This is a genomic window from Aurantiacibacter aquimixticola (genome assembly GCF_003605475.1).
GTDB classification, from domain to species: domain Bacteria; phylum Pseudomonadota; class Alphaproteobacteria; order Sphingomonadales; family Sphingomonadaceae; genus Alteraurantiacibacter; species Alteraurantiacibacter aquimixticola_B.
Genome location: NZ_RAHX01000001.1, coordinates 1,151,291 through 1,170,689, shown reverse-complemented (window position 1 = coordinate 1,170,689; position 19,399 = coordinate 1,151,291). Strand labels below are relative to the sequence as shown.

Sequence of the window (19,399 nt, the reverse complement as noted above, 5' to 3'; positions counted from 1 at the left end):
TTTTTCGCTCGCGCCTCCGCGCGAGCGTCCTCGGCGCTATTCGCTCCGCTTCGCTGCGCGGCGCCTGCGGGCGGCCGGTCGGCCTTGCCTCACTTCCTTCGGAGCTCCGCAGCTGGCTCATCGATGTAGCGCAAGTATCGTCGCTTCTGCGACGACAGCGCGCGAATTGCGCGCCCGCAGATGCCCCGCAGCCGGAACGAAGTCCCGGCGGAGGGAATAGCAGCGAGGATGTCCGCGCGGATGCGCGGACTCAAACAAGGGGACGCCGATGCGCGAAGCCAAAGAAAACTAGGCGCTCCCCACAAAGATGCTCTTCGCGTTGACGAATTCCTTCACGCCGAATCCGCCGTGTTCGCGGCCGTAACCGCTGTCCTTCACGCCGCCGAAGGGCATGGAGGGATCGGCCACGCCGTAGACATTCACGAACACCATGCCCGTGTCGAAATGCTTCTTCGCCAGTTCCACCGCGCGATCGGTGTCGCTCGAGAGGATACCGCCACCCAGGCCGTATCGGCTGTCATTGGCGAGGCGCATCGCGTCCTCGTCGTCCTTGGCGCGGATGACGGAGGCGACGGGGCCGAACAGCTCGTCGTCATAGGCGGGCTGCCCGCTTTCGACATCGGTGAGCACGGTGGCGGGGTAGTATGCGCCGTCGCCATCCGGGATCGATCCGCCGCAGGCGATCTTCGCGCCCTTCTTCACCGATTCGTCCACCTGTTCCTGCAACGTCTCGCGCAGGTCGGCGCGCGCCATCGGGCCCATGTCGCTATCGTCCGCGGTCGGGTCGCCGACCTTGATCGCCTCGAAGCGCTCGACGAATCTGGACAGAAAATCGTCATAGACCTTCTCGGTCACGATGAAGCGCTTGCCGTTGATGCAGGTCTGGCCGTTATTGTAGAGCCGCGCTTCGGCGCACACCTTTGCCGCCATGTCGAGATCGGCATCTTCCAGCACAAGGTAAGCGTCGTTCGAACCTAGCTCCAGCACGGTGGGCTTCAGCAGCTTGCCTGCCTTTTCGGCGACATGCTTGCCCGCCTTGTCCGACCCGGTGAGGGTGACGCCGCGCACCTTGTCGTGCTCGATAATGGCATCCGAGGTGTCGTGATCCACCACCAGCACGCTGAACAGATCCTTGGGCAGTCCGCCTTCCTTATAGAGCTCGGCAAGTTTCAGCCCGCTGCCGGTGCAATTGCTGGCATGTTTCAGCAGCACGCCGTTGCCCGCCATCAAATTGGCGATCGAATAGCGCACGACCTGGTAGGCGGGGAAATTCCACGGCTGGATGCCGTAAACCACGCCGATGGGGGAGTAGGTGATGATGCCGCGCCCGGCATTGCCTGGATCGCGCTGTTCGTCGGCCAGTTCCTTCGGCCCGGTATCGGCGGTGTAGTCGCAAATGCCGGCGCACAGATCGACCTCGTCGCGGCTGTCGCCGATCAGCTTGCCGACTTCGCGCGTCATCAGCTGGGCCAGCTCTTCCTTGTTGTCGCGCAGCGCCTGGCCAATGCCGCGAATGATATCGGCGCGTTCTTCAAGGGAGGTCAGCCGCCAGTCGAGAAAGGCGGCGTGGCACGCCTCCAGCTTGGCGATGGCGGCGTCCTTGTCCATCTCCTCATACGTTTCGATGTCTTCGCCGGTGGCGGGATTGACGGTGGTGATCGTGCCCATGAGCAATGTCCTTCAAGTGGTGTTTGCTTGGGGAACGATCAAAGCGACGTTGCGGGTCCAAGCTGAGGACAGGCGATCTGTCGGACTTTCTTACACAGGGGCCGCGCGTTAGGATTTCGGAAACCATCGTGTCGGGCCGAAAAGCTGGTTCGGCCGGAACTGGCACGGCCCCTGCAAAGAATGCGGCGTACCCAAAGTCTTCTAAAGAGGCGGGGCCGTTCCATTGGTCCCCAACCAGGTCTCCCGGTCCCGCCTCCCCGAAGCTTTCACCGTTTCCCCTTCAGATTCCATCGCAACCGTCCTCGCGGAACCGCGACAGCGTGCGTCCGTTTGTTATTCACATGGCGGGTGGGCTGGCATGAAGGACATTCGCATCATGGGCATTCTCGTTCTTATTCTTACCGTTCTGATCCCGCCGCTGGGCGTGGCGATGAAGCATGGGCTCGGCGCGACCACGCTCATCAACCTTGTGCTGACGTTGCTGTTCTACATTCCCGGCCTGATCCACGGTCTGTATGTGAATTACGCCCGCTGATCCGCGGATCGGCGAAAGCGGGGGAGGGCCTGCACTTCGGTGCGGGCCCTTTTTCGTGTCAGGCCGGTTCCTCGACCTTCGCCTGGCGCGTTTCGGTAGCGGTCGTGCCGCTGCGGCGGGTCATCTCGAAACTGCCGTTCCAGTCGAGCAGGCTCCACATGCCGACGACGCGCTGTCCGTCATCCTGCAATTGTCCGACGTAATCGACGGGGTTTTCGTAGCCCATCCGGGCGCGGCGATAGGTCTTGGTGAAATCCACGCCTGAACCGCCGACAATGCCGACCAGCGTCGCCTCTGCGGAACCGAAGCCGTATATATCGGGCTCAACGATTGTGCCGGTGATACTGTTACCGCGCTGGCGGAGCGTCGCGAGGAAGGGCGTGTCCGGCCCCGAACCTCCGGGATAGGTGAAGACCCCGTCCCATTCCCCGGAAAGGTCGGTCGTGCTTCGCAAAACCCGGTCAGGCGCCAGCGCTGTCCCGCACCACGGCTTCTCCGCTTTCCCGCTGGCGGCGCAGCTCGGCCTTGAGCGCACTCGGCTCGCGGGCAAAGAGGAAGCCGAAACTCACCCCGCCTTCCTTGCCCACCGTTGCATGATGCAGCTTATGCGCCTGCACCAGCCGCTTGGCGTAGCCGCGCTTCGGCACCCAGCGGAAATAGCGCTGATGGACGAGGCCATCGTGGATGAAGGTGTAGATCAGGCCGTAAAGCGTGATCCCTGCCGCCAGCCACCATAGGAAGTCCGATACGAAATAGCCGATCGTGAACATGGCGATGACGATGGAGCCGAAAACGACGGCGAACAGGTCGTTTTTTTCCAGCACATTGTCATGCGGTTCATGATGGTCGCGGTGCCAGTTCCAGCCCCAGCCATGCATGACGTATTTGTGCGCCCACCAGGCGAAGAATTCCATGAAGACGACTGCGCCCGCAAGGATCAGAAGGATGGCGGGAATGCTCATGATTGGGTCGCGCTTTGCATGTCTTGCCTGCGCCGTGCCGGCAGCGCCCACCAGGGCACGCCGGGATGGCGGTGATGTTCGAGATGATAGCCGAAATGGAAGCAGGTGGCGAGGCTCAACCACGCTGGATAATCGTTGGAGCGGGCATTGTGCCGATCCTCGAAGGCGTGCTCGTCATGGTGGTGTGGGCGGTAAGTGCCGAAATAGAAGAGCTGCACCGACGATGCGATGGCGGGCAGCCCGTAGACCAGCACGATCTGCGCCATCGGCACGCCGACCACCAGCCAGTAGACCGTCACCACCAGCGACACGTATAGCGCGCTGCGCCAGCCGAAATAACGGGTCAGGAAAGTGCGATACCAGCGCAGGCCATCGGTCGGGTTGGCGGTATCGAAATCGGGATCGCCGTCCGCGCCCGTGTGCTTGTGATGATCGAAATGCGCATCGCGCATCTTGCGCCAGCCGAAACCGGCATAGAGAAACAGGAGCGCAGCCCCGATCACCGCGTTCACCCGCGGCGCGCCGGGCGCGAGAGAGCCGTGCATGGCGTCATGGCTGACGATGAACAGGCCGACCGACAGCCAGCACTGGACCAGCGCGATGCCGAGCGCGATCGGCAAGGTCGCCCAGCTCAGTTCGAAGATGAAAATCGCATAGACATGGATGGCGACCCAGCTGCCGAAGATGGCCGCAGCCAGCGCCAGGCCAATGGCGGCCTGCTGCGTTCGCGCGCCGCTTGCGGCGGCGGGGCTGGTGATTGCGTCGTCGAGCATGTGTGACGCCATATAGGCGCTGGAAAATCCCGGCGCAAAGGTGGCTATTCGCCCGTGGAGGCGGCGGCGGCCTTGCGGGGCAGGCCGAAATGCGTTTCCGCGACGTCCTGATCGATCCGCGCAGGCCGCAGCGTGGTCGAATCGATACAGCACCACATGCTCTGCACTTCGGCCAGCACGTCCTCGCCGCGCTTTATGACCGTGTTGTAGAAGCTGCGAGCGCCCTTGATCTTTTCCAGCACGGTTTCCGCGATCACATCGTCGTCCAGGAAAGCGGGCTTGCGATAGGTAATCTCGTGCTTGAGCGCGACCCACGCCTTGCTCGCCACTTCCTCTGCGGGCGCGAGCTTCTGCCAGTGCTGCAGCACCACGTCCTGCACCCAGTTCAGGTAACGCGCATTGTTCACATGGCCCATGAAATCGATATCGTCGGGCAGGATGCGGATCGGGATGGCAAAGCTTTTTGCTGACATGGCTGTGAGTTAGGCGGAGAAGGTTAAACTTCCAAGACACTTGCAAGCTCACTCGCGCATTTTCTTGGCGGTGTGACATGGCTGCGCTATTCGCTCGGGTCATGGCCAGCAAACCGCGCACTTTATACCAAAAGATCTGGGACGCCCACGTGGTGGAGCGGCGGGACGATGGTACCTGCCTCGTCTTCATCGACCGGCACCTCGTCCACGAGGTCACCAGCCCGCAGGCATTCGAGGCGCTACGGCTTGCGGGGCGCGAGGTGCGCCGCCCGGACCTGACGCTCGCCGTGCCCGATCACAATGTGCCCACCACGCCGCGCATGGCCGCAGACGGCACGCGCATTCCCATCGACGATCCGCAAAGCGCGCAGCAACTCGCCGCGCTGGAGAGAAATGTCGAGCAATTCGGCATCCGCTATTTCGGCGCGACGGCGAAAGAGCAGGGCATCGTCCATGTCGTCGGGCCGGAACAGGGCTTCTCCCTGCCCGGCGCGACCATCGTTTGCGGCGATAGTCACACCGCCTGCCATGGCGGCATCGGCGCACTCGCCTTCGGCATCGGCACGAGCGAGGTCGAGCATGTTCTGGCGACGCAGACTCTGCTGCTGACGCCGAGCCGGACGATGGAAGTGCGCGTCGAGGGCGAGCTTGGCCCCGGCGTGACGCCCAAGGATCTGATCCTGCATATCATCGGCGTGATCGGAACGGCTGGCGGCACCGGCCACGTCATCGAATATCGCGGCCGCGTCTTCGAGGAGATGAGCGTCGAGGGGCGGCTCACCGTTTCCAATATGAGCATCGAAGCGGGCGCGCGCGCCGGGCTGATCGCGCCGGACGACAGCGTGTTCGACTATCTGAAAGGTCGACCGCTCGCGCCGCAGGGCGAGGATTTGGATGCGGCCGTTGACTATTGGCGGACGCTGCGGACCGATGAGGGGGCGGAGTTCGACAAGTCGATCACGATCCTTGCCCGCGATGTCGAGCCGACCGTCACATGGGGCACCAGCCCCGAAGACGTGGTGCCGATCGGCGGCACGGTCCCCGACCCCGCCGATTTCGCCGACCCGTCCAAGCAGGACGCTGCCCGCAAGAGCCTCGACTATATGGGCCTGACGCCCGGCACGTCCATGCGCGATATCGCGGTCGAGAATATCTTCATCGGCAGCTGCACCAACAGCCGGATCGAGGATCTGCGCGCCGCTGCCAAGGTGCTGCGCGGGCGCAAGATCGCCAACGGCATTCGCTGGGCAATCGTTGTGCCGGGTTCCGGCCTCGTGAAATTGCAGGCGGAGGCCGAAGGGCTCGACAAGGTGTTCACCGACGCAGGTCTGGAATGGCGCGAGCCGGGCTGCTCGGCCTGCCTCGGCATGAACCCCGACAAGGTGCCCATGGGCGAACGCTGCGCCTCCACTTCCAACCGCAACTTTGTCGGCAGGCAGGGGCCGGGCAGCCGCACGCATCTCGTCAGTCCCGCCATGGCCGCCGCGGCGGCAGTAACGGGCCGCCTAACCGATGTCCGCGAGCTGGAGGGTGAGTTGCAGGCTTGAAACCCGTAGATGTCACCCCGGACTTGTTCCGGGGTCGGGGCTTTCTTGCTAGCCAAAAATTAAAGCACTATCCCAGAACAAGTCCGGGATGACCGATTGATCGATGTCCCCTCGCAAATCCTCCTTCCCGCCAGTCGTCGATGCGCGCACCCGCGTGCTCATCCTCGGCAGCCTGCCGGGAGAAGAGTCGCTCGCCGCCGGGCAGTATTACGCCCATCCGCGCAATCGCTTCTGGCATCTCGTCGGCAACGCGCTCCGCACCGATCTGAGCAGTCTCGACTACGACGTGCGGCTGGAGGCGCTGCGTCAGCATGGCATCGGCCTGTGGGACGTGATCGCCAGCGCGCGGCGAGACGGCTCGCTCGATACCGCTATCCGCGATGCCAAGCACAATCCGCTTGCCGAATTGGTCGCCGATCTTCCGAACCTGCGCGCCGTGGCTTTCAATGGTGCGAAAAGCGCGAAAATCGGCATGCTGCAATTGCAGGGTGTCCGCATCGCCACCGTCGCCCTGCCATCGTCCAGTCCCGCCTATGCCGCAATGACGCTGGCCGAGAAAGAAAAGCACTGGCTGGCCTTGCGTGATTTGCTTGAATCACCGCCGCGCGAGGTCCATTGAGAGGCCATGACCAAAGACCTCAAAGGTAAGGCCGCGATTGCGGCGGGTGCCATCGGCTCGGCAGCAATTGCGGCTGCGTTGCTCTACGCGAACAAGCGCCGCAAGAAGAACACGCCGACGCAGCCCGGCCCGATCCCGAGCGGCGAGAAGCCGGAAACCGATTAATGGACGCCGTGCGCGCGGTCGAGGGGCGAGCCATCCCGTTCGGTCGCAAGAATGTCGACACCGACCTCATCATCCCCGCGCGCTGGCTGAAGACCATCAGTCGCGAAGGGTTGGGCGAGGGCGCATTCGAAGCGGTGCGGGCGGACGATGCCGACAATGTCTTCGACGATCCGACATTCGTCGATGCACCGATCCTGATCGCGGGCGACAATTTCGGCTGCGGCTCCAGCCGCGAACATGCCGCATGGGCCTTGCTCGACATGGGCGTGCGCGCCGTTATCGCGCCGAGCTTTTCGGACATTTTCGCCGGCAACGCTTTCAAGAACGGTATCCTTACCGTCGCACTGCCGCAGGAGGCTGTGGAGCGGCTCCTCGAAGTGGCCGAAACCGATCCGATCACGGTCGACCTCGAGGCGCAGAGCGTCACGACGCCGTTCCAGGACCGCTTCTCCTTCGATATCGATCCCTTCCGCAAGCGTTGCCTGATGGAGGGTCTCGACGAAGTGGGTCTGACCTTGGAGCGCGGTGAGGCCATTTCCGCCTTTGAGGCGCGCATTGCCAAGCATCGCCCCTGGCTGGCGCGCGGAACGGGTGTTGCGGGCTAGGCCGCGACCGCCTATCCCGGAAATTGCACACACTTCAGCGAAAGCGACCCGAACGATGACCGATTTCAAAGACCGCGAACGCGGCGAAGAAGCCAAATATGCGATGGACGAGGAAACCGCCTTCCGCGTCGCGGCGCGCCGCAACCGCCTGCTGGGCGAGTGGGCTGCGGGCCTGATGGACCTCACGCCCGAAGAGACCGAGGCTTACAAGAAAGCCGTCGTGCAGGCCGATTTCGAGGAAGCGGGCGACGAGGACGTCATCCGCAAGCTGCTCGGCGACCTGACCCAGGCCGAATGCGACGTGGACGAAGCGCAGGTGCGCGCAAAGCTCGCCGAAATGAATATCGAGGCCCGCCGCCAGCTGATGAGCGACAGCTGACGCCATGCCCATGCCCGCAGAGCAGATCGCGGCGCTGATCAAGGCCGCCATCCCCGATGCGACGGTGGAGATGGAAGCGCTCGCCGACGATAACGATCACTGGCTGGCGCGCGTCACCTCTGCCGAGTTCGCGGGCAAGAGCCGGGTGCAGCAGCACAAGATGGTGTTCGCCGCGCTGGGCGGCCGCATGGGCGGGGAGCTCCACGCCTTGCAACTGCATACCAGCGCCCCCAACTGACCCACATACGAACAGCAATTTCCAGGTGGGCCCGATGAGCGAACTGAACGCTGAAACCAAAGACCGCATTTCCAAGATCGTGAACGACGCAGACGTGGTGCTCTTCATGAAAGGCACGCCGCTTTTCCCGCAATGCGGCTTTTCCAACCGCGCCTGCGCCATTCTCGACCACTGCAATATCGCTTTCGACAGCGTGGACGTGCTGCAGGACATGGAAATCCGCCAGGGCATCAAGGGCTATTCCGACTGGCCGACCATCCCTCAGCTTTACGTGAAGGGCGAATTCGTCGGCGGAAGCGACATCATGATGGAAATGTACGAGGCCGGCGAGCTCCAGCAGTTGATGCAGGAAAAGCAGGTCGCCAAGGCCGAAGGCTGAGCTTTCATCCTGCGTAAATGCGCATGGGTGTGAGAGCGTGGGCATGATCCGCACTTTCGCGCTCGCCGCCGCACTCACCCTCTCCGCCCCCGCCGCCGCGCAGGACGTTCCGCCCGAAGCGCGCGATGCCGCGCGCCAGGCGCAGGAAATCGCCACGCTGATGGCCGATGTGCAGGGCGCGACCGCGCTCGCCCAGAGGCAGTATTTCGGCATGGTCGGCGGCGCTCCGGGCGAGAGTTTTCAAGGCGCGATCGCGCTGCCGTCCGGCGAAGAGGGCGTGTGGCGCGCGGTGATCGTCGGCCAGTCGGGCGAGGGTGCGGAGGCGGTCCAGTACGCGCTCGCCGAATACGAGATTGCGGACGGCGCAATCCGCTCCGAAACCATCCACCTGCCCGGCGACACGCCGCCGCTTTCCGGCAGCGAATCCGCCCTGGCGCAGGCCCGCGGCTTCGCGCCCCGCGCCGTGATCGCGGCGGGCGGCACCTTCTGCACCGGCGAGGAGGAGAGCGAGAGCCCGTCCGTCACCTTCGCCACCATCGTCCTGCCTCCGCGCCCGGACGGCACGTTCGACGCCTATGTCCTGAACGGCCCGATCGAGGCGAACGCCATCCCGCTCGGCCGCCATTACCGCGTCGGGTTCGACCAGTTCGGCCTCGACGGAGAGCCAGAGCTCGTCACCGACACCTGCGAAGTGATCTCCTGGAGCGGTGCCGAGCCAAACCCCGCCACCACCTATGCCACCGCGCATGACGGCGCCGCGCCCACGCCGGTGCATGTCTTCCTCTCCACCCTGCTGCCTTTCGGGCTGGCGGTGACGACCGGCGACGTGACCTGGCCCGTGGCCGATGGCGCGATTGCAGAGCCGCAAGCCCCCGCCAACCCCGCGCCAGCCGGGTAACGCCTCGGCTAGCGGACCCGCGGGCCTGCGGGCAGGGCAGGAGCCGCGCAGGCGAGGCCGAACTGCGCGGCCATCGCCTCCAGCTTCGCGACGGGCAGCGTGGCGCATTCCGCCAATATGGCTTCGCGCCGCCGGTCCTCGTCCGTCTTCGCCGCCTCGGCATCCCGCTCGGCCTTGGCTTTGCGCGCCATCTGCCGTTCGTAAATCCGGTCGAGCTTGGCGTTCAGCCGGTCCACCACCGCGTCCTTGTCGTATCCGCGCTCATGCTCGGCGATGACTTCCTCGCGGATCGCTTCATACACCGGATGGCCGGGCCTTAGCGCGGCATAGGCGTTGGCGGCATAGCGCTGGCCCCGCCGCTGGCGCAGGAAGAACATGACGAGCGCATCGTTGTGCCGCCGCTCCGTGCCGAGCACCTGCCCGCCGGAAACGACCATCCGCTCCTCCCCCTCGATCGCACGGGCGAGGGCGCAATCTTCCAGCCGGGCAACGCCGCGATCCACCGCTGCTTCCCACGCCGCCGCGAATTCCTCCCCGCCGGGCTTGGCGCGCAGCCTGTAGAGCGCCTCGAGCGAAGCCCCGATATGCAGCGCCGCTTGGCGGACGATGCCGGTGGCCGCAAGATGCGCGATGAATTTGCGCTGCCTGTCCGGCGTGATCGAATTCTTGCGCGGAGCGACATGCGGAACAGGCTCGAAATCGAGCAGCGCGTCATTGTCCGGCAGCGGCGCGGCAGCGGGCGCGGTAACGTGAGACGTGCCCTGCGACGGCCTCTTGCGCGTATTGCGAGCGGAGCGGGAGCGATGCGGGATGGGTGTGTAGCGACTCATGCCGCCGGAGGGAGCATAGGGACGGGGGTGTAGGAAAGGTAAAAAGTGTTGTCCTCATGAACAGTGAGTCCGTAGAGGGTCGATAACCATCACCAACGGAAGACACATGGCAAATCGTTTCGATTGGAACGCGCTCGAAGAGCGTATAACCGCTGTTCTCGACGAATACCCAGAGCTCAGTAGGACGAAAGCGCTCTCCGTTGTTGCCGCATGTGAACTCTTCGATATCGATTCCGAAGAGGCGGTCGATGCGATCACTGATGGGGCGAATGATCGCGGCGTCGATCTTTTCTTCATCGATGACCGAGACGGCAGAAACGACATTCATCTCATGCAAGCGAAGTGCGTGGAGACTTTCGATAGATCGAAGCGCAACTTTCCTGGAAATGAGGTCGATAAGATAATATCGTTCATCAATGATCTCTCTGCGCAGGACGAAAGCTCCTTTCAGAATGCGAACGAATTGATCAAAACTCGAATTGCTGATGCCTTCGAAATTCTGAAGCAAGCCAAGGCCACCATAACCGTTCATTTTGTAGGTAATTGCAAAGGTCTTGTTCAAGACGAACGCGACAGGCTCGAGAACGCGTTCTCTCGCTATCGCGCAATCTCATTTGAGATGCATAATCTTGACTCACTTTCTGACTATTTTCTAGAAAAACAGGCGCCGAATCTGTCCCGAGAAATCTCGGCCATCGATAACAATTTTTTCGATCGTACCGATCAAAACCTCCGCGGCATTGTGTGCACAGTTTTAGCGACAGACATCGTTGAAATGATACGGTCTAAAGAGAACCCTTCCGAAGTCGAACCGTCCATTTTTGATCAAAATGTTAGAGTGTATTTGAAGCGTCGAAACCGGATCAATAAGATCATCATTTCGTCGGCGCTCGACGAAGAGAACCACATGTTTTGGTATCGCAACAACGGTATCACGATGACTTGTGACAAGATGGAAATGGGGCCTTCCCGAAGGAACCCAAAGATTTCGATGCAGAACGTGCAAATTGTGAATGGAGGGCAAACCTCAAACTGTCTATTTGAAGCTTGGCAAGAGAACTCCGAAAGGGTCGCAGATGTCTTGTTGTTGGTACGGATCATCGAGACGACATCGGAAGACATCAAACTGGCGATCGCCGAGTCGACGAATAGTCAAACTCCAATTAATGTGCGCGACTTGAAAGCGAATGATCGTTTGCAGCGCCAATTAGAGCTGACGTTTGCAGATATGGGCTACTTTTATGAGCGAAAGAAAGGTCAGTTTGCAAACGAAGATCGCGCTATGCGCATTGATGCACTTGACGCCGGGCAAGCGTTTCTTGCCTACGGGGTCGGCCTTCCGGAAGTAGCAAAAAAAGATCGTGGGCGAGTCTTCGGCGACTTATATGAAACGGTATTTTCTGATGAAGTCTCGGCGCAGAAGCTCCTAGTTTCCCATCAGTTGATCGCTGCCGTCAATCAGCGAAAAACTGAGGTACGCCGGAAAATTCGAGAAGAAGAGCAGCTTGAGCCGGGCAGAATGGCCCTCGTCGATGGGGCCTTCCATGCGCTTTTCGCTATTCGCCAACTTGGGATCGAGCGCAAAATTGATCTTTGGGATTTTGAAGCAGCAAATCAGCTAGTCGATGATGCGATCTCGGCTGTCGAGACGCTCTATAAAGAGGCGGTCCAACGAGATGAAAACTTTTCTTCAAACAGATTTTTTAAGGAGGCTCGCACTAAGGATCTTGTCACTCGGGCGGTCGCGTAGTCCCTTGACCCCCCACCCAAATCCAACTAAGGGCGCGCTCATCCGAGGCGGGCTTTGGCTTGCTTCGGTCAGATAGAGCTGAACATTGCCGGCTTGTTCCCGGGCCCTCGCTCTCCACAGCAAGGGCTCTTTTCTATTGGGGCTTTCTTTGGTCTGGGTTCCCGCCTTCGCGGGAATGACGCAAGGAAGGCTCGGGGCGGTCGTCAGAGTAACCCGGTGCTCGAAGCTGCCGGGTGGAGCGTTTCAGGCTCGTGCGGATCTCCGGCCCCCTCGCAAAAGTGGCGGCGCATATCCTGCACGAACCCGATACATTCCATCCGGCGCTGGTAGCGCCACACACGGGTGAAGGCGTGGATTTCGCAATCGCTCCCCTTGGGGCGCGGGCGAGGATCGCTCCCAACCCAACACGGTGAAGACCAAAGGATTACAATGCCTACTATCAACCAGCTCGTGCGCAAGCCGCGCCAGCCGATCGTGAAGAAGAGCAAGTCTGCAGCCATGCAGTCCAGCCCGCAGAAGCGCGGCGTTTGCACGCGCGTCTACACGACGACCCCGAAGAAGCCGAACTCGGCGCTGCGCAAGGTGGCCAAGATCCGCCTGACCAATCAGCGCGAGATCATCGCCTACATTCCGGGCGAGGGTCACAACCTTCAGGAACACTCCGTGGTGCTGATCCGCGGCGGCCGTGTGCGCGACCTTCCCGGCGTGCGTTACCACGTGCTGCGCGGCGTGCTCGACACGCAGGGCGTGAAGGACCGTCGCCAGTCGCGCTCCAAGTATGGTGCCAAGCGTCCGAAGTGACCTGTCCGGGGGACAGGTCATCCTGAAAAGCTCGCCCTAAGCGAGCGCAGTTCAGGATCCATGTCTCCACCTGGTCTTGCATTAGCAATTTGATTTGAAAGGTCCGTTCCCAGCCGATCGATGGACCCTGAAACGAGTTCAGGGTGACGGTGGAGGGAAGGGCCGACAGGAGAATATCCGATGAGTCGTCGTCGTCGTCCCGAGAAGCGGGAAATCCTGCCCGATCCCAAGTTTGGTGATCAGGTGCTGTCGAAATTCATGAACAATCTCATGCTGGACGGAAAGAAGGCCGTTGCCGAGGGCATCGTCTATTCCGCTCTGGATACGGTCGAAGCCAAGGCCAAGGCCAATCCGATCGAGCTGTTCCATGAAGCGCTGAACAACATCAAGCCGCAGGTCGAGGTGCGTTCGCGCCGCGTCGGTGGTGCCACCTACCAGGTGCCGGTCGAGGTTCGCCCCGAGCGTGCCCAGGCGCTGGCCATTCGCTGGCTGATCTCGGCCGCGCGCGGCCGGGCCGAAACCACCATGTCCGCCCGTCTCTCGTCTGAGTTGATGGATGCGGCCAACAATCGCGGCAATGCCGTGAAGAAGCGCGAAGACACGCACCGCATGGCGGACGCGAACCGCGCCTTCTCGCACTACCGCTGGTAGGGCGTTTCGCTTGCGGGCCGGGGCGCGATGCTCCGGCCTTCAAGCTGTCACATCACTGACTATATGGGGCGCGACACGAACCGCCCCCCAACCCGAGGAATTACACATGGCCCGCGACTATCCGCTGGAGCGTTACCGCAATATCGGCATCATGGCCCACATCGATGCCGGCAAGACCACCACGACCGAGCGCATCCTCTATTACACCGGCAAGTCCTACAAAATCGGCGAAGTGCACGATGGTGCCGCGACGATGGACTGGATGGAGCAGGAGCAGGAGCGCGGCATCACCATCACGTCCGCCGCCACGACCACGTTCTGGCAGAACGAAGATGGCAAGGGCGAAAAGCACCGCATCAACATCATCGACACGCCCGGCCACGTCGATTTCACCATCGAGGTGGAGCGTAGCCTGCGCGTGCTCGACGGCGCGGTCGCCGTGTTCGATGGCGTCGCGGGCGTGGAGCCGCAGTCCGAAACCGTGTGGCGCCAGGCCGACAAGTACGGCGTTCCCCGCATGTGCTTCATCAACAAGCTCGACCGTACGGGTGCCGACTTCTATTACTGCGTCCAGTCGATCATCGATCGCCTCGGCGCGACCCCGCTGGTGCTGTACCTGCCGATCGGCATGGAAAGCGACCTGCAGGGCGTCGTCGATCTGGTGAACAATCGCGGCATTGTCTGGGAGAATGACGGCCTGGGCGCGACGTTCAACTACGTTGACATACCCGCCGATCTCGCCGACAAGGCTGCCGAGTATCGCGAGCAGCTGATCGAGACCGTCGTCGAGCAGGACGACGATGTGATGGAAGCATATCTGGAGGGTCAGGAGCCCGATGCGGCGACCCTGAAGCGCCTGATCCGCAAGGGCACCATGGCGCGCGATTTCGTGCCCGTGTTGTGCGGCTCCGCGTTCAAGAACAAGGGCGTGCAGCCCCTGCTCGACGCCGTCGTCGATTACATGCCGAGCCCGCTCGACGTGCCGCCGATCGAAGGCATCATTCCCGATAGCGACGAAAAGGCGAAGCGTCCGTCTTCCGACGACGAGCCGTTCTCCGCACTCGCCTTCAAGATCATGAACGATCCCTTCGTGGGCTCGCTCACCTTTACGCGCATCTATTCCGGCAAGCTCGCCAAGGGCAGCGTGCTTAACAGCGTGAAGGACAAGAAGGAAAAGATCGGCCGCATGCTGCTGATGCACTCCAACAACCGCGAGGACATCGAAGAGGCATTCGCCGGCGATATCGTCGCGATTGCGGGCATGAAGGATACGACCACGGGCGACACGCTGTGCGACCCGGCGCATCCCATCATCCTCGAGCGGATGGAATTCCCGGATCCGGTCATCGAGCTCTCGGTGGAGCCGAAGACCAAGGCCGACCAGGAAAAGATGGGCGTCGCGCTCAATCGCCTGGCCGCCGAGGATCCCTCCTTCCGCGTCACCACCGATCACGAATCCGGCCAGACGATCATCAAGGGTATGGGCGAGCTTCACCTCGACATCCTGGTCGATCGCATGAAGCGCGAATTTAAGGTGGAAGCCAATGTCGGCGCGCCGCAGGTTGCGTATCGCGAGTCGCTCAGCCGCGAGATCGAAGTCGATTACACCCACAAGAAGCAGTCGGGTGGCTCCGGTCAGTTCGGCCGTGCCAAGATGGTAATGACGCCGGGTGAACGCGGCCAGGGCATCATCTTTGAAGACGAGATCAAGGGCGGCAACATCCCGCGCGAATACATCCCGTCGGTCGAGAAGGGTGTGCGTGAGCAGGCTGAGAGCGGTTATTTGATCGGCTTCCCGATCATCGACTTCACGATCCGCCTGATCGACGGCGCCTATCACGACGTCGACTCCAGCACGGTGGCCTTCGAGATCACCGGTCGCGGCGCAATGCGCGAAGCGGCGGAGCGTGGCGGCATCAAGCTGCTCGAGCCGATCATGAAGGTCGAGGTCGTGACGCCGGAGGATTATCTCGGCGATGTCATCGGCGATCTGAACTCGCGCCGTGGCCAGATCCAGGGCACCGATGCGCGCGGAAATGCGCAGGCCGTGGAGGCTTTCGTGCCGCTGGCGAACATGTTCGGCTACGTGAACGAGCTGCGCTCTTTCTCGCAAGGCCGGGCCCAGTACACGATGCAGTTCAGCCACTATGACGAAGTGCCGGCAAGCGTCGCGCAAGAGGTCAAGGAGAAGCTTGCCTAAGGCGAGCGATACAGCTAGGGGCGGCGCCTGTTTGAGCGGGTGCCGACTCTTTCCCCGCAGAACTTTCATTTTAGACAGAGGTTAAGAGAGAAAATGGCGAAGGAAAAATTCGAGCGGAACAAGCCGCATTGCAACATCGGCACCATCGGTCACGTCGACCACGGCAAAACCACGCTGACTGCGGCGATCACCAAGGTTCTGGGTTCGGCCGTTGATTTCGCGAACATCGACAAGGCTCCCGAAGAGCGCGAGCGCGGCATCACCATTTCGACCGCGCACGTCGAGTACGAAACCGACAACCGCCACTACGCGCACGTCGATTGCCCGGGTCACGCCGACTACGTGAAGAACATGATCACCGGTGCCGCCCAGATGGACGGCGCGATCCTGGTCGTGAACGCCGCCGACGGCCCCATGCCGCAGACCCGCGAGCACATCCTGCTCGCCCGTCAGGTCGGCGTGCCGGCGCTGGTCGTGTACATGAACAAGGTCGATCAGGTCGATGACGAGGAAATCCTCGAACTGGTCGAACTGGAAGTGCGCGAGCTGCTCTCCAGCTACGATTTCGATGGCGACAACATTCCGATCGTGAAGGGCTCTGCCCTCGCCGCGCTGGAAGATCGCGATCCGGAAATCGGCGAAAACTCCATCAAGGAACTGATGGCGGCCGTCGACGAGCACATCCCGCAGCCCGACCGTCCGGTCGACCAGGCCTTCCTGATGCCGATCGAAGACGTGTTCTCGATCTCCGGTCGCGGTACGGTTGTGACCGGTCGTGTCGAAACCGGCGTCGTGAATGTTGGTGACGAAGTCGAAATCGTCGGCATCAAGGACACCACCAAGACGACCGTCACCGGCGTCGAAATGTTCCGCAAGCTGCTCGACTCCGGTCAGGCCGGCGACAATATCGGTGCCCTGATCCGCGGTGTCGGCCGTGAAGAGGTCGAGCGTGGCCAGGTTCTCGCCAAGCCGGGTTCGGTTACGCCGCACACCGACTTCGAAGCCGAGGTCTACGTCCTCTCGAAGGATGAAGGCGGCCGTCACACGCCGTTCTTCGCCAACTACCGTCCGCAGTTCTACTTCCGCACGACCGACGTGACGGGCGAAGTGGTTCTTCCGGAAGGCACCGAGATGGTTATGCCGGGCGACAACGTCTCGATCGGCGTCAAGCTGATCGCGCCGATCGCCATGGATGAAGGCCTGCGCTTCGCCATCCGCGAAGGCGGCCGCACCGTCGGCTCGGGCGTGGTCTCCAAGATCACCAAGTAATTCGCGGGCGCCTTCCGGCGCTTACGATAAAAAAAGGCCCGGTTCTCGTTCGCGAGTGCCGGGCCCTTTTTATAGAAGCATCGTGCATCGTGAACGCTTCGCCGCGGCATCAGGCGGTGCTTCGAAATTGGCGAAATTCGGGGGTTGCCAGACAGGACGCCTCTCCGTATACGCGGCGCAACCGGAAGGGATTCGTCTCTTCCGAAACGAATTTACGAAAGGCCGCCCGTTCCGGGTCACCGGATACAGCGGGGCGGGCCTTTTTGTTTTGGGGTTTCGGCCCTTGGCTCTTTCGCATCGGTAGTTGGAATTATGGACGCTCAGAATATCCGCATTCGCCTCAAGGCCTTCGATCACCGCGTGCTCGACCAGGCGACAGGTGAAATTGCAGATACGGCTCGCCGCACCGGCGCGCTGATCCGTGGTCCGATTCCTCTTCCGACGCGGATCGAGAAGTTCACCGTGAACCGCGGCCCGCATATCGACAAGAAGTCGCGCGAGCAGTTCGAGGTGCGCACGTACAAGCGGTTGCTCGATATCGTGCAGCCGAACGCCCAGACGGTCGACGCGCTGATGAAGCTCGATCTTGCCGCGGGTGTGAATGTTGAGATCAAGCTGGCCTAAGCCAGTTTGCCTTTAGCCCCGGACGTGATCCGGGGTCGCTGGGAAACCGGCGAGGCCCGAAAGGGCCGCAGACATAGAGATACCGCCGGGCTTCGGTCCGGGCCGCGTCTCCCGTCTCGCTCCAGCAACTCCGGTTGTGCGAGCATTCAGCCCGGACGGGGCGACGTTTCGAAAATTCGGGCTGACAAGCATCTGGGGAATGGTCTCCTTGTGCCTCTGTAAGGAGTTTGGATCATGCGCACTGGCGTGATCGCGAAGAAAGTCGGGATGACCCGCCTGTTCCAGGAGGATGGACGTCACGTTCCCGTGACCGTTCTGTCGCTGGAAGGGTGTCAGGTCACCGGAAATTGCACGGCCGATCGCGACGGCTACTTTTCCGTTCAGCTGGGTGCCGGCGATGCCAAGCACAAGAACGTTAACAAGCCGCAGCGCGAAGCCTTCGCCAAGGCCGAAGTCGGGCTGAAGCAGAAGGTCGCCGAATTCCGCGTCGCGGACGAGGAAGGCCTTCTCCCCGTCGGCGCGACGATCACCGCCGACCACTTCATCGCCGGCCAAAAGGTCGACATCACCGGCCACACGGTCGGTAAGGGTTTTGCCGGCGCGATGAAGCGCTGGGGCTTCGGCGGTCTGCGCGCAACGCACGGCGTTTCGATCTCGCACCGTTCGCACGGTTCGACGGGTAACCGTCAGGATCCGGGCAAGGTGTTCAAGAACAAGAAGATGGCCGGCCATATGGGCGACCGTCAGCGCACCCAGCAGAATCTGGAAGTCGTGCGCACCGATGCGGGCCGTGGCCTGATCTTCGTGAAGGGCTCCGTCCCGGGTTCGAAGAATGGCTGGCTGCTGGTGAAGGATGCCGTGAAGCTGCCGCTTCCCGAAGGCGTACCGTTCCCCGGCGCGATGCGTCGCAACGCCGACGAAACCGCTTCCGAAGATGCTGCGCCCGGCCTGGTCGAGAGCGCGGCGGAGCATGAAGTGAACCCCGAAGTTGATGTGGCCACGCAGAAGAAGTTGGCCAATCAGCAAGATGCGGGTGCTGGCACCGAAAGCGGCACTCCGCCGGCTGACGACGCCAACACCAAGAACGAGGAAGGCTGATCGCCATGAAGGTGAAGGTCCAGAAAATCGACGGCAAGGCTGCTGGCGACGTGGAGCTCGACGATGCCGTGTTCGGTGTCGAGCCGCGTGCCGACATCCTGCATCGCGTCGTGACGTGGCAGCTTGAAAACCGCCGCGGCACCGCGCGTCCGACGCGCGAGCGTTCCGACGTCAACCGCACCGGCAAGAAGTGGGGCCGTCAGAAGGGTTCGGGCAACGCTCGCCACGGCGATCGCGGCGCTCCGATCTTTATCGGCGGCGGCAAGGCGCACGGCGCACGCAAGCGTGATTTCGAGCAGTCGCTGAACAAGAAGATCCGCGCGCTCGGCCTGAAGATGGCCCTCAGCTCCAAGGCGAAGGACGGCCTCGTCGTCGTCGACAGCCTGGAAATGAAGGACGCCAAGACCAAGGCGCTCAAGGGTCATTTCGACAAGAATGGCTGGAACGGCAAGGTGCTTGTGATCGACGGCGAAGGTGTGACCGATAGCTTCCAGAAGGCTGCCGGCAATCTGCCGGGCGTCAACGTGCTCCCGGCGATGGGCGCCAATGTCTACGACATCCTCAACCACGACACGCTGGTCCTCACCAAGGACGCGGTCGAAAAGCTGGAGGCGCGGTTCAATGGCTAAGAAGCAGGCAACCGACGCACGTCATTACGACGTGATCCTCGCTCCGCACATCACCGAGAAATCGACTCTGCTGAGCGAAAACAACGCCGTGGTCTTCAAGGTCGCGAACGATGCCACCAAGCCGCAAATCAAGGCCGCGGTCGAAGGGCTTTTCGACGTGAAGGTGACCGGCGTGAACACCATGGTCGTTAAGGGCAAGTCCAAGCGTTGGCGCGGCAAGCCCTACAAGCGCAACGACGTGAAGAAGGCGATCGTGACGCTGGCCGAAGGCCAGTCCGTCGACGTCACCGAGCAACTGGGCTGATC

Annotated in this window: 24 protein-coding genes; 18 read left to right on the top strand and 6 right to left on the bottom strand. The window is 62.0% G+C overall.

Annotated elements, in window-relative coordinates; all coding sequences use genetic code 11:
* Positions 1–288 precede the first annotated feature (288 nt).
* The gene (locus D6201_RS05915; protein WP_120047970.1) at positions 289–1,668 is read right to left on the bottom strand and encodes an NAD-dependent succinate-semialdehyde dehydrogenase; all 1,380 of its coding nucleotides are present in this window, start codon (positions 1,666–1,668) and stop codon (positions 289–291) included.
* 358 nt (positions 1,669–2,026) lie between these two features.
* Here D6201_RS05915 and D6201_RS05910 point away from each other — a divergent pair, with 358 nt between their 5' ends.
* Positions 2,027–2,203: a YqaE/Pmp3 family membrane protein gene (locus tag D6201_RS05910; RefSeq protein WP_277949482.1), complete on the top strand. Its 177-nt coding sequence runs from the start codon at positions 2,027–2,029 to the stop codon at positions 2,201–2,203.
* 58 nt (positions 2,204–2,261) lie between these two features.
* On the opposite strand, the gene D6201_RS05905 is transcribed toward D6201_RS05910, so the two are convergent.
* Genes D6201_RS05905 through D6201_RS05890 form a run of 4 tightly spaced genes read right to left on the bottom strand, consistent with a single transcriptional unit; the run spans position 2,262 to position 4,411 of the window.
* Positions 2,262–2,657 carry a hypothetical protein gene (locus tag D6201_RS05905; RefSeq protein ID WP_120047969.1) on the bottom strand — a complete coding sequence of 132 codons (396 nt, stop codon included), beginning with the start codon at positions 2,655–2,657 and terminating at the stop codon, positions 2,262–2,264.
* Positions 2,658–2,664: 7 nt separating this feature from the next.
* Positions 2,665–3,165, bottom strand: coding sequence for a sterol desaturase family protein (locus D6201_RS05900; protein ID WP_120047968.1), 501 nt, complete (start codon positions 3,163–3,165; stop codon positions 2,665–2,667).
* Positions 3,162–3,938, bottom strand: a complete 777-nt coding sequence (locus D6201_RS05895; protein ID WP_120047967.1) for a fatty acid desaturase — start codon at positions 3,936–3,938, stop codon at positions 3,162–3,164. The genes D6201_RS05900 and D6201_RS05895 overlap by 4 nt, the downstream gene beginning before the upstream one ends.
* Before the next feature lie 44 nt (positions 3,939–3,982).
* Positions 3,983–4,411, bottom strand: a complete 429-nt coding sequence (locus D6201_RS05890) for an acyl-CoA thioesterase (protein WP_120047966.1) — start codon at positions 4,409–4,411, stop codon at positions 3,983–3,985.
* A gap of 101 nt (positions 4,412–4,512) precedes the next feature.
* Between D6201_RS05890 and leuC the strand changes: the two genes are divergently transcribed.
* The 8 genes from leuC (at position 4,513) to D6201_RS05850 (ending at position 9,241) form a co-directional block, all read left to right on the top strand.
* Positions 4,513–5,958, top strand: coding sequence for a 3-isopropylmalate dehydratase large subunit (gene leuC / locus D6201_RS05885; protein ID WP_120049232.1), 1,446 nt, complete (start codon positions 4,513–4,515; stop codon positions 5,956–5,958).
* A gap of 103 nt (positions 5,959–6,061) precedes the next feature.
* Positions 6,062–6,577 (top strand): DNA-deoxyinosine glycosylase, encoded by a 516-nt coding sequence (locus D6201_RS05880; RefSeq protein ID WP_120047965.1) that lies wholly within the window; start codon positions 6,062–6,064, stop codon positions 6,575–6,577.
* Positions 6,578–6,583: 6 nt separating this feature from the next.
* A complete protein-coding gene (locus D6201_RS05875; protein ID WP_120047964.1) occupies positions 6,584–6,742 on the top strand; it encodes an isopropylmalate isomerase in 159 nt (52 codons plus the stop codon).
* Entirely contained in the window at positions 6,742–7,347 is a 606-nt protein-coding gene (gene leuD / locus D6201_RS05870; RefSeq protein ID WP_120047963.1) for a 3-isopropylmalate dehydratase small subunit, read from the top strand. The genes D6201_RS05875 and leuD overlap by 1 nt, the downstream gene beginning before the upstream one ends.
* Before the next feature lie 55 nt (positions 7,348–7,402).
* Positions 7,403–7,726, top strand: a complete 324-nt coding sequence (locus D6201_RS05865; RefSeq protein WP_120047962.1) for a DUF1476 domain-containing protein — start codon at positions 7,403–7,405, stop codon at positions 7,724–7,726.
* Positions 7,727–7,730: 4 nt separating this feature from the next.
* The gene (locus D6201_RS05860; RefSeq protein ID WP_120047961.1) at positions 7,731–7,964 is read left to right on the top strand and encodes a BolA/IbaG family iron-sulfur metabolism protein; all 234 of its coding nucleotides are present in this window, start codon (positions 7,731–7,733) and stop codon (positions 7,962–7,964) included.
* 34 nt (positions 7,965–7,998) lie between these two features.
* Entirely contained in the window at positions 7,999–8,343 is a 345-nt protein-coding gene (gene grxD / locus D6201_RS05855) for a Grx4 family monothiol glutaredoxin (protein WP_120047960.1), read from the top strand.
* A 43-nt stretch (positions 8,344–8,386) separates the two neighbouring features.
* A complete protein-coding gene (locus tag D6201_RS05850) occupies positions 8,387–9,241 on the top strand; it encodes a hypothetical protein (protein ID WP_133303954.1) in 855 nt (284 codons plus the stop codon).
* Between the two features lie 8 nt (positions 9,242–9,249).
* On the opposite strand, the gene D6201_RS05845 is transcribed toward D6201_RS05850, so the two are convergent.
* A complete protein-coding gene (locus tag D6201_RS05845) occupies positions 9,250–10,071 on the bottom strand; it encodes a hypothetical protein (RefSeq protein WP_120047958.1) in 822 nt (273 codons plus the stop codon).
* 106 nt (positions 10,072–10,177) lie between these two features.
* Here D6201_RS05845 and D6201_RS05840 point away from each other — a divergent pair, with 106 nt between their 5' ends.
* The 9 genes from D6201_RS05840 (at position 10,178) to D6201_RS05800 (ending at position 19,397) form a co-directional block, all read left to right on the top strand.
* Positions 10,178–11,821 carry an AIPR family protein gene (locus D6201_RS05840; RefSeq protein ID WP_120047957.1) on the top strand — a complete coding sequence of 548 codons (1,644 nt, stop codon included), beginning with the start codon at positions 10,178–10,180 and terminating at the stop codon, positions 11,819–11,821.
* 429 nt (positions 11,822–12,250) lie between these two features.
* Entirely contained in the window at positions 12,251–12,622 is a 372-nt protein-coding gene (gene rpsL / locus D6201_RS05835) for a 30S ribosomal protein S12 (RefSeq protein WP_120047956.1), read from the top strand.
* Positions 12,623–12,802: 180 nt separating this feature from the next.
* Positions 12,803–13,273 (top strand): 30S ribosomal protein S7, encoded by a 471-nt coding sequence (gene rpsG / locus D6201_RS05830; RefSeq protein WP_120047955.1) that lies wholly within the window; start codon positions 12,803–12,805, stop codon positions 13,271–13,273.
* 106 nt (positions 13,274–13,379) lie between these two features.
* Complete coding sequence (gene fusA / locus D6201_RS05825) at positions 13,380–15,473, top strand: elongation factor G (protein ID WP_120047954.1); 2,094 nt, start codon at positions 13,380–13,382, stop codon at positions 15,471–15,473.
* Positions 15,474–15,566: 93 nt separating this feature from the next.
* Positions 15,567–16,742: an elongation factor Tu gene (gene tuf, locus D6201_RS05820; RefSeq protein WP_120047953.1), complete on the top strand. Its 1,176-nt coding sequence runs from the start codon at positions 15,567–15,569 to the stop codon at positions 16,740–16,742.
* A 312-nt stretch (positions 16,743–17,054) separates the two neighbouring features.
* On the top strand, positions 17,055–17,366 hold the full coding sequence (gene rpsJ, locus D6201_RS05815) for a 30S ribosomal protein S10 (RefSeq protein WP_010234663.1): 312 nt from the start codon (positions 17,055–17,057) through the stop codon (positions 17,364–17,366).
* 234 nt (positions 17,367–17,600) lie between these two features.
* Positions 17,601–18,464 carry a 50S ribosomal protein L3 gene (gene rplC / locus D6201_RS05810; RefSeq protein WP_120047952.1) on the top strand — a complete coding sequence of 288 codons (864 nt, stop codon included), beginning with the start codon at positions 17,601–17,603 and terminating at the stop codon, positions 18,462–18,464.
* Between the two features lie 5 nt (positions 18,465–18,469).
* Complete coding sequence (gene rplD / locus D6201_RS05805; protein ID WP_120047951.1) at positions 18,470–19,093, top strand: 50S ribosomal protein L4; 624 nt, start codon at positions 18,470–18,472, stop codon at positions 19,091–19,093.
* Positions 19,086–19,397, top strand: a complete 312-nt coding sequence (locus tag D6201_RS05800) for a 50S ribosomal protein L23 (protein WP_120047950.1) — start codon at positions 19,086–19,088, stop codon at positions 19,395–19,397. Before rplD ends, D6201_RS05800 begins: the two co-directional genes overlap by 8 nt.
* Positions 19,398–19,399: the final 2 nt, after the last annotated feature.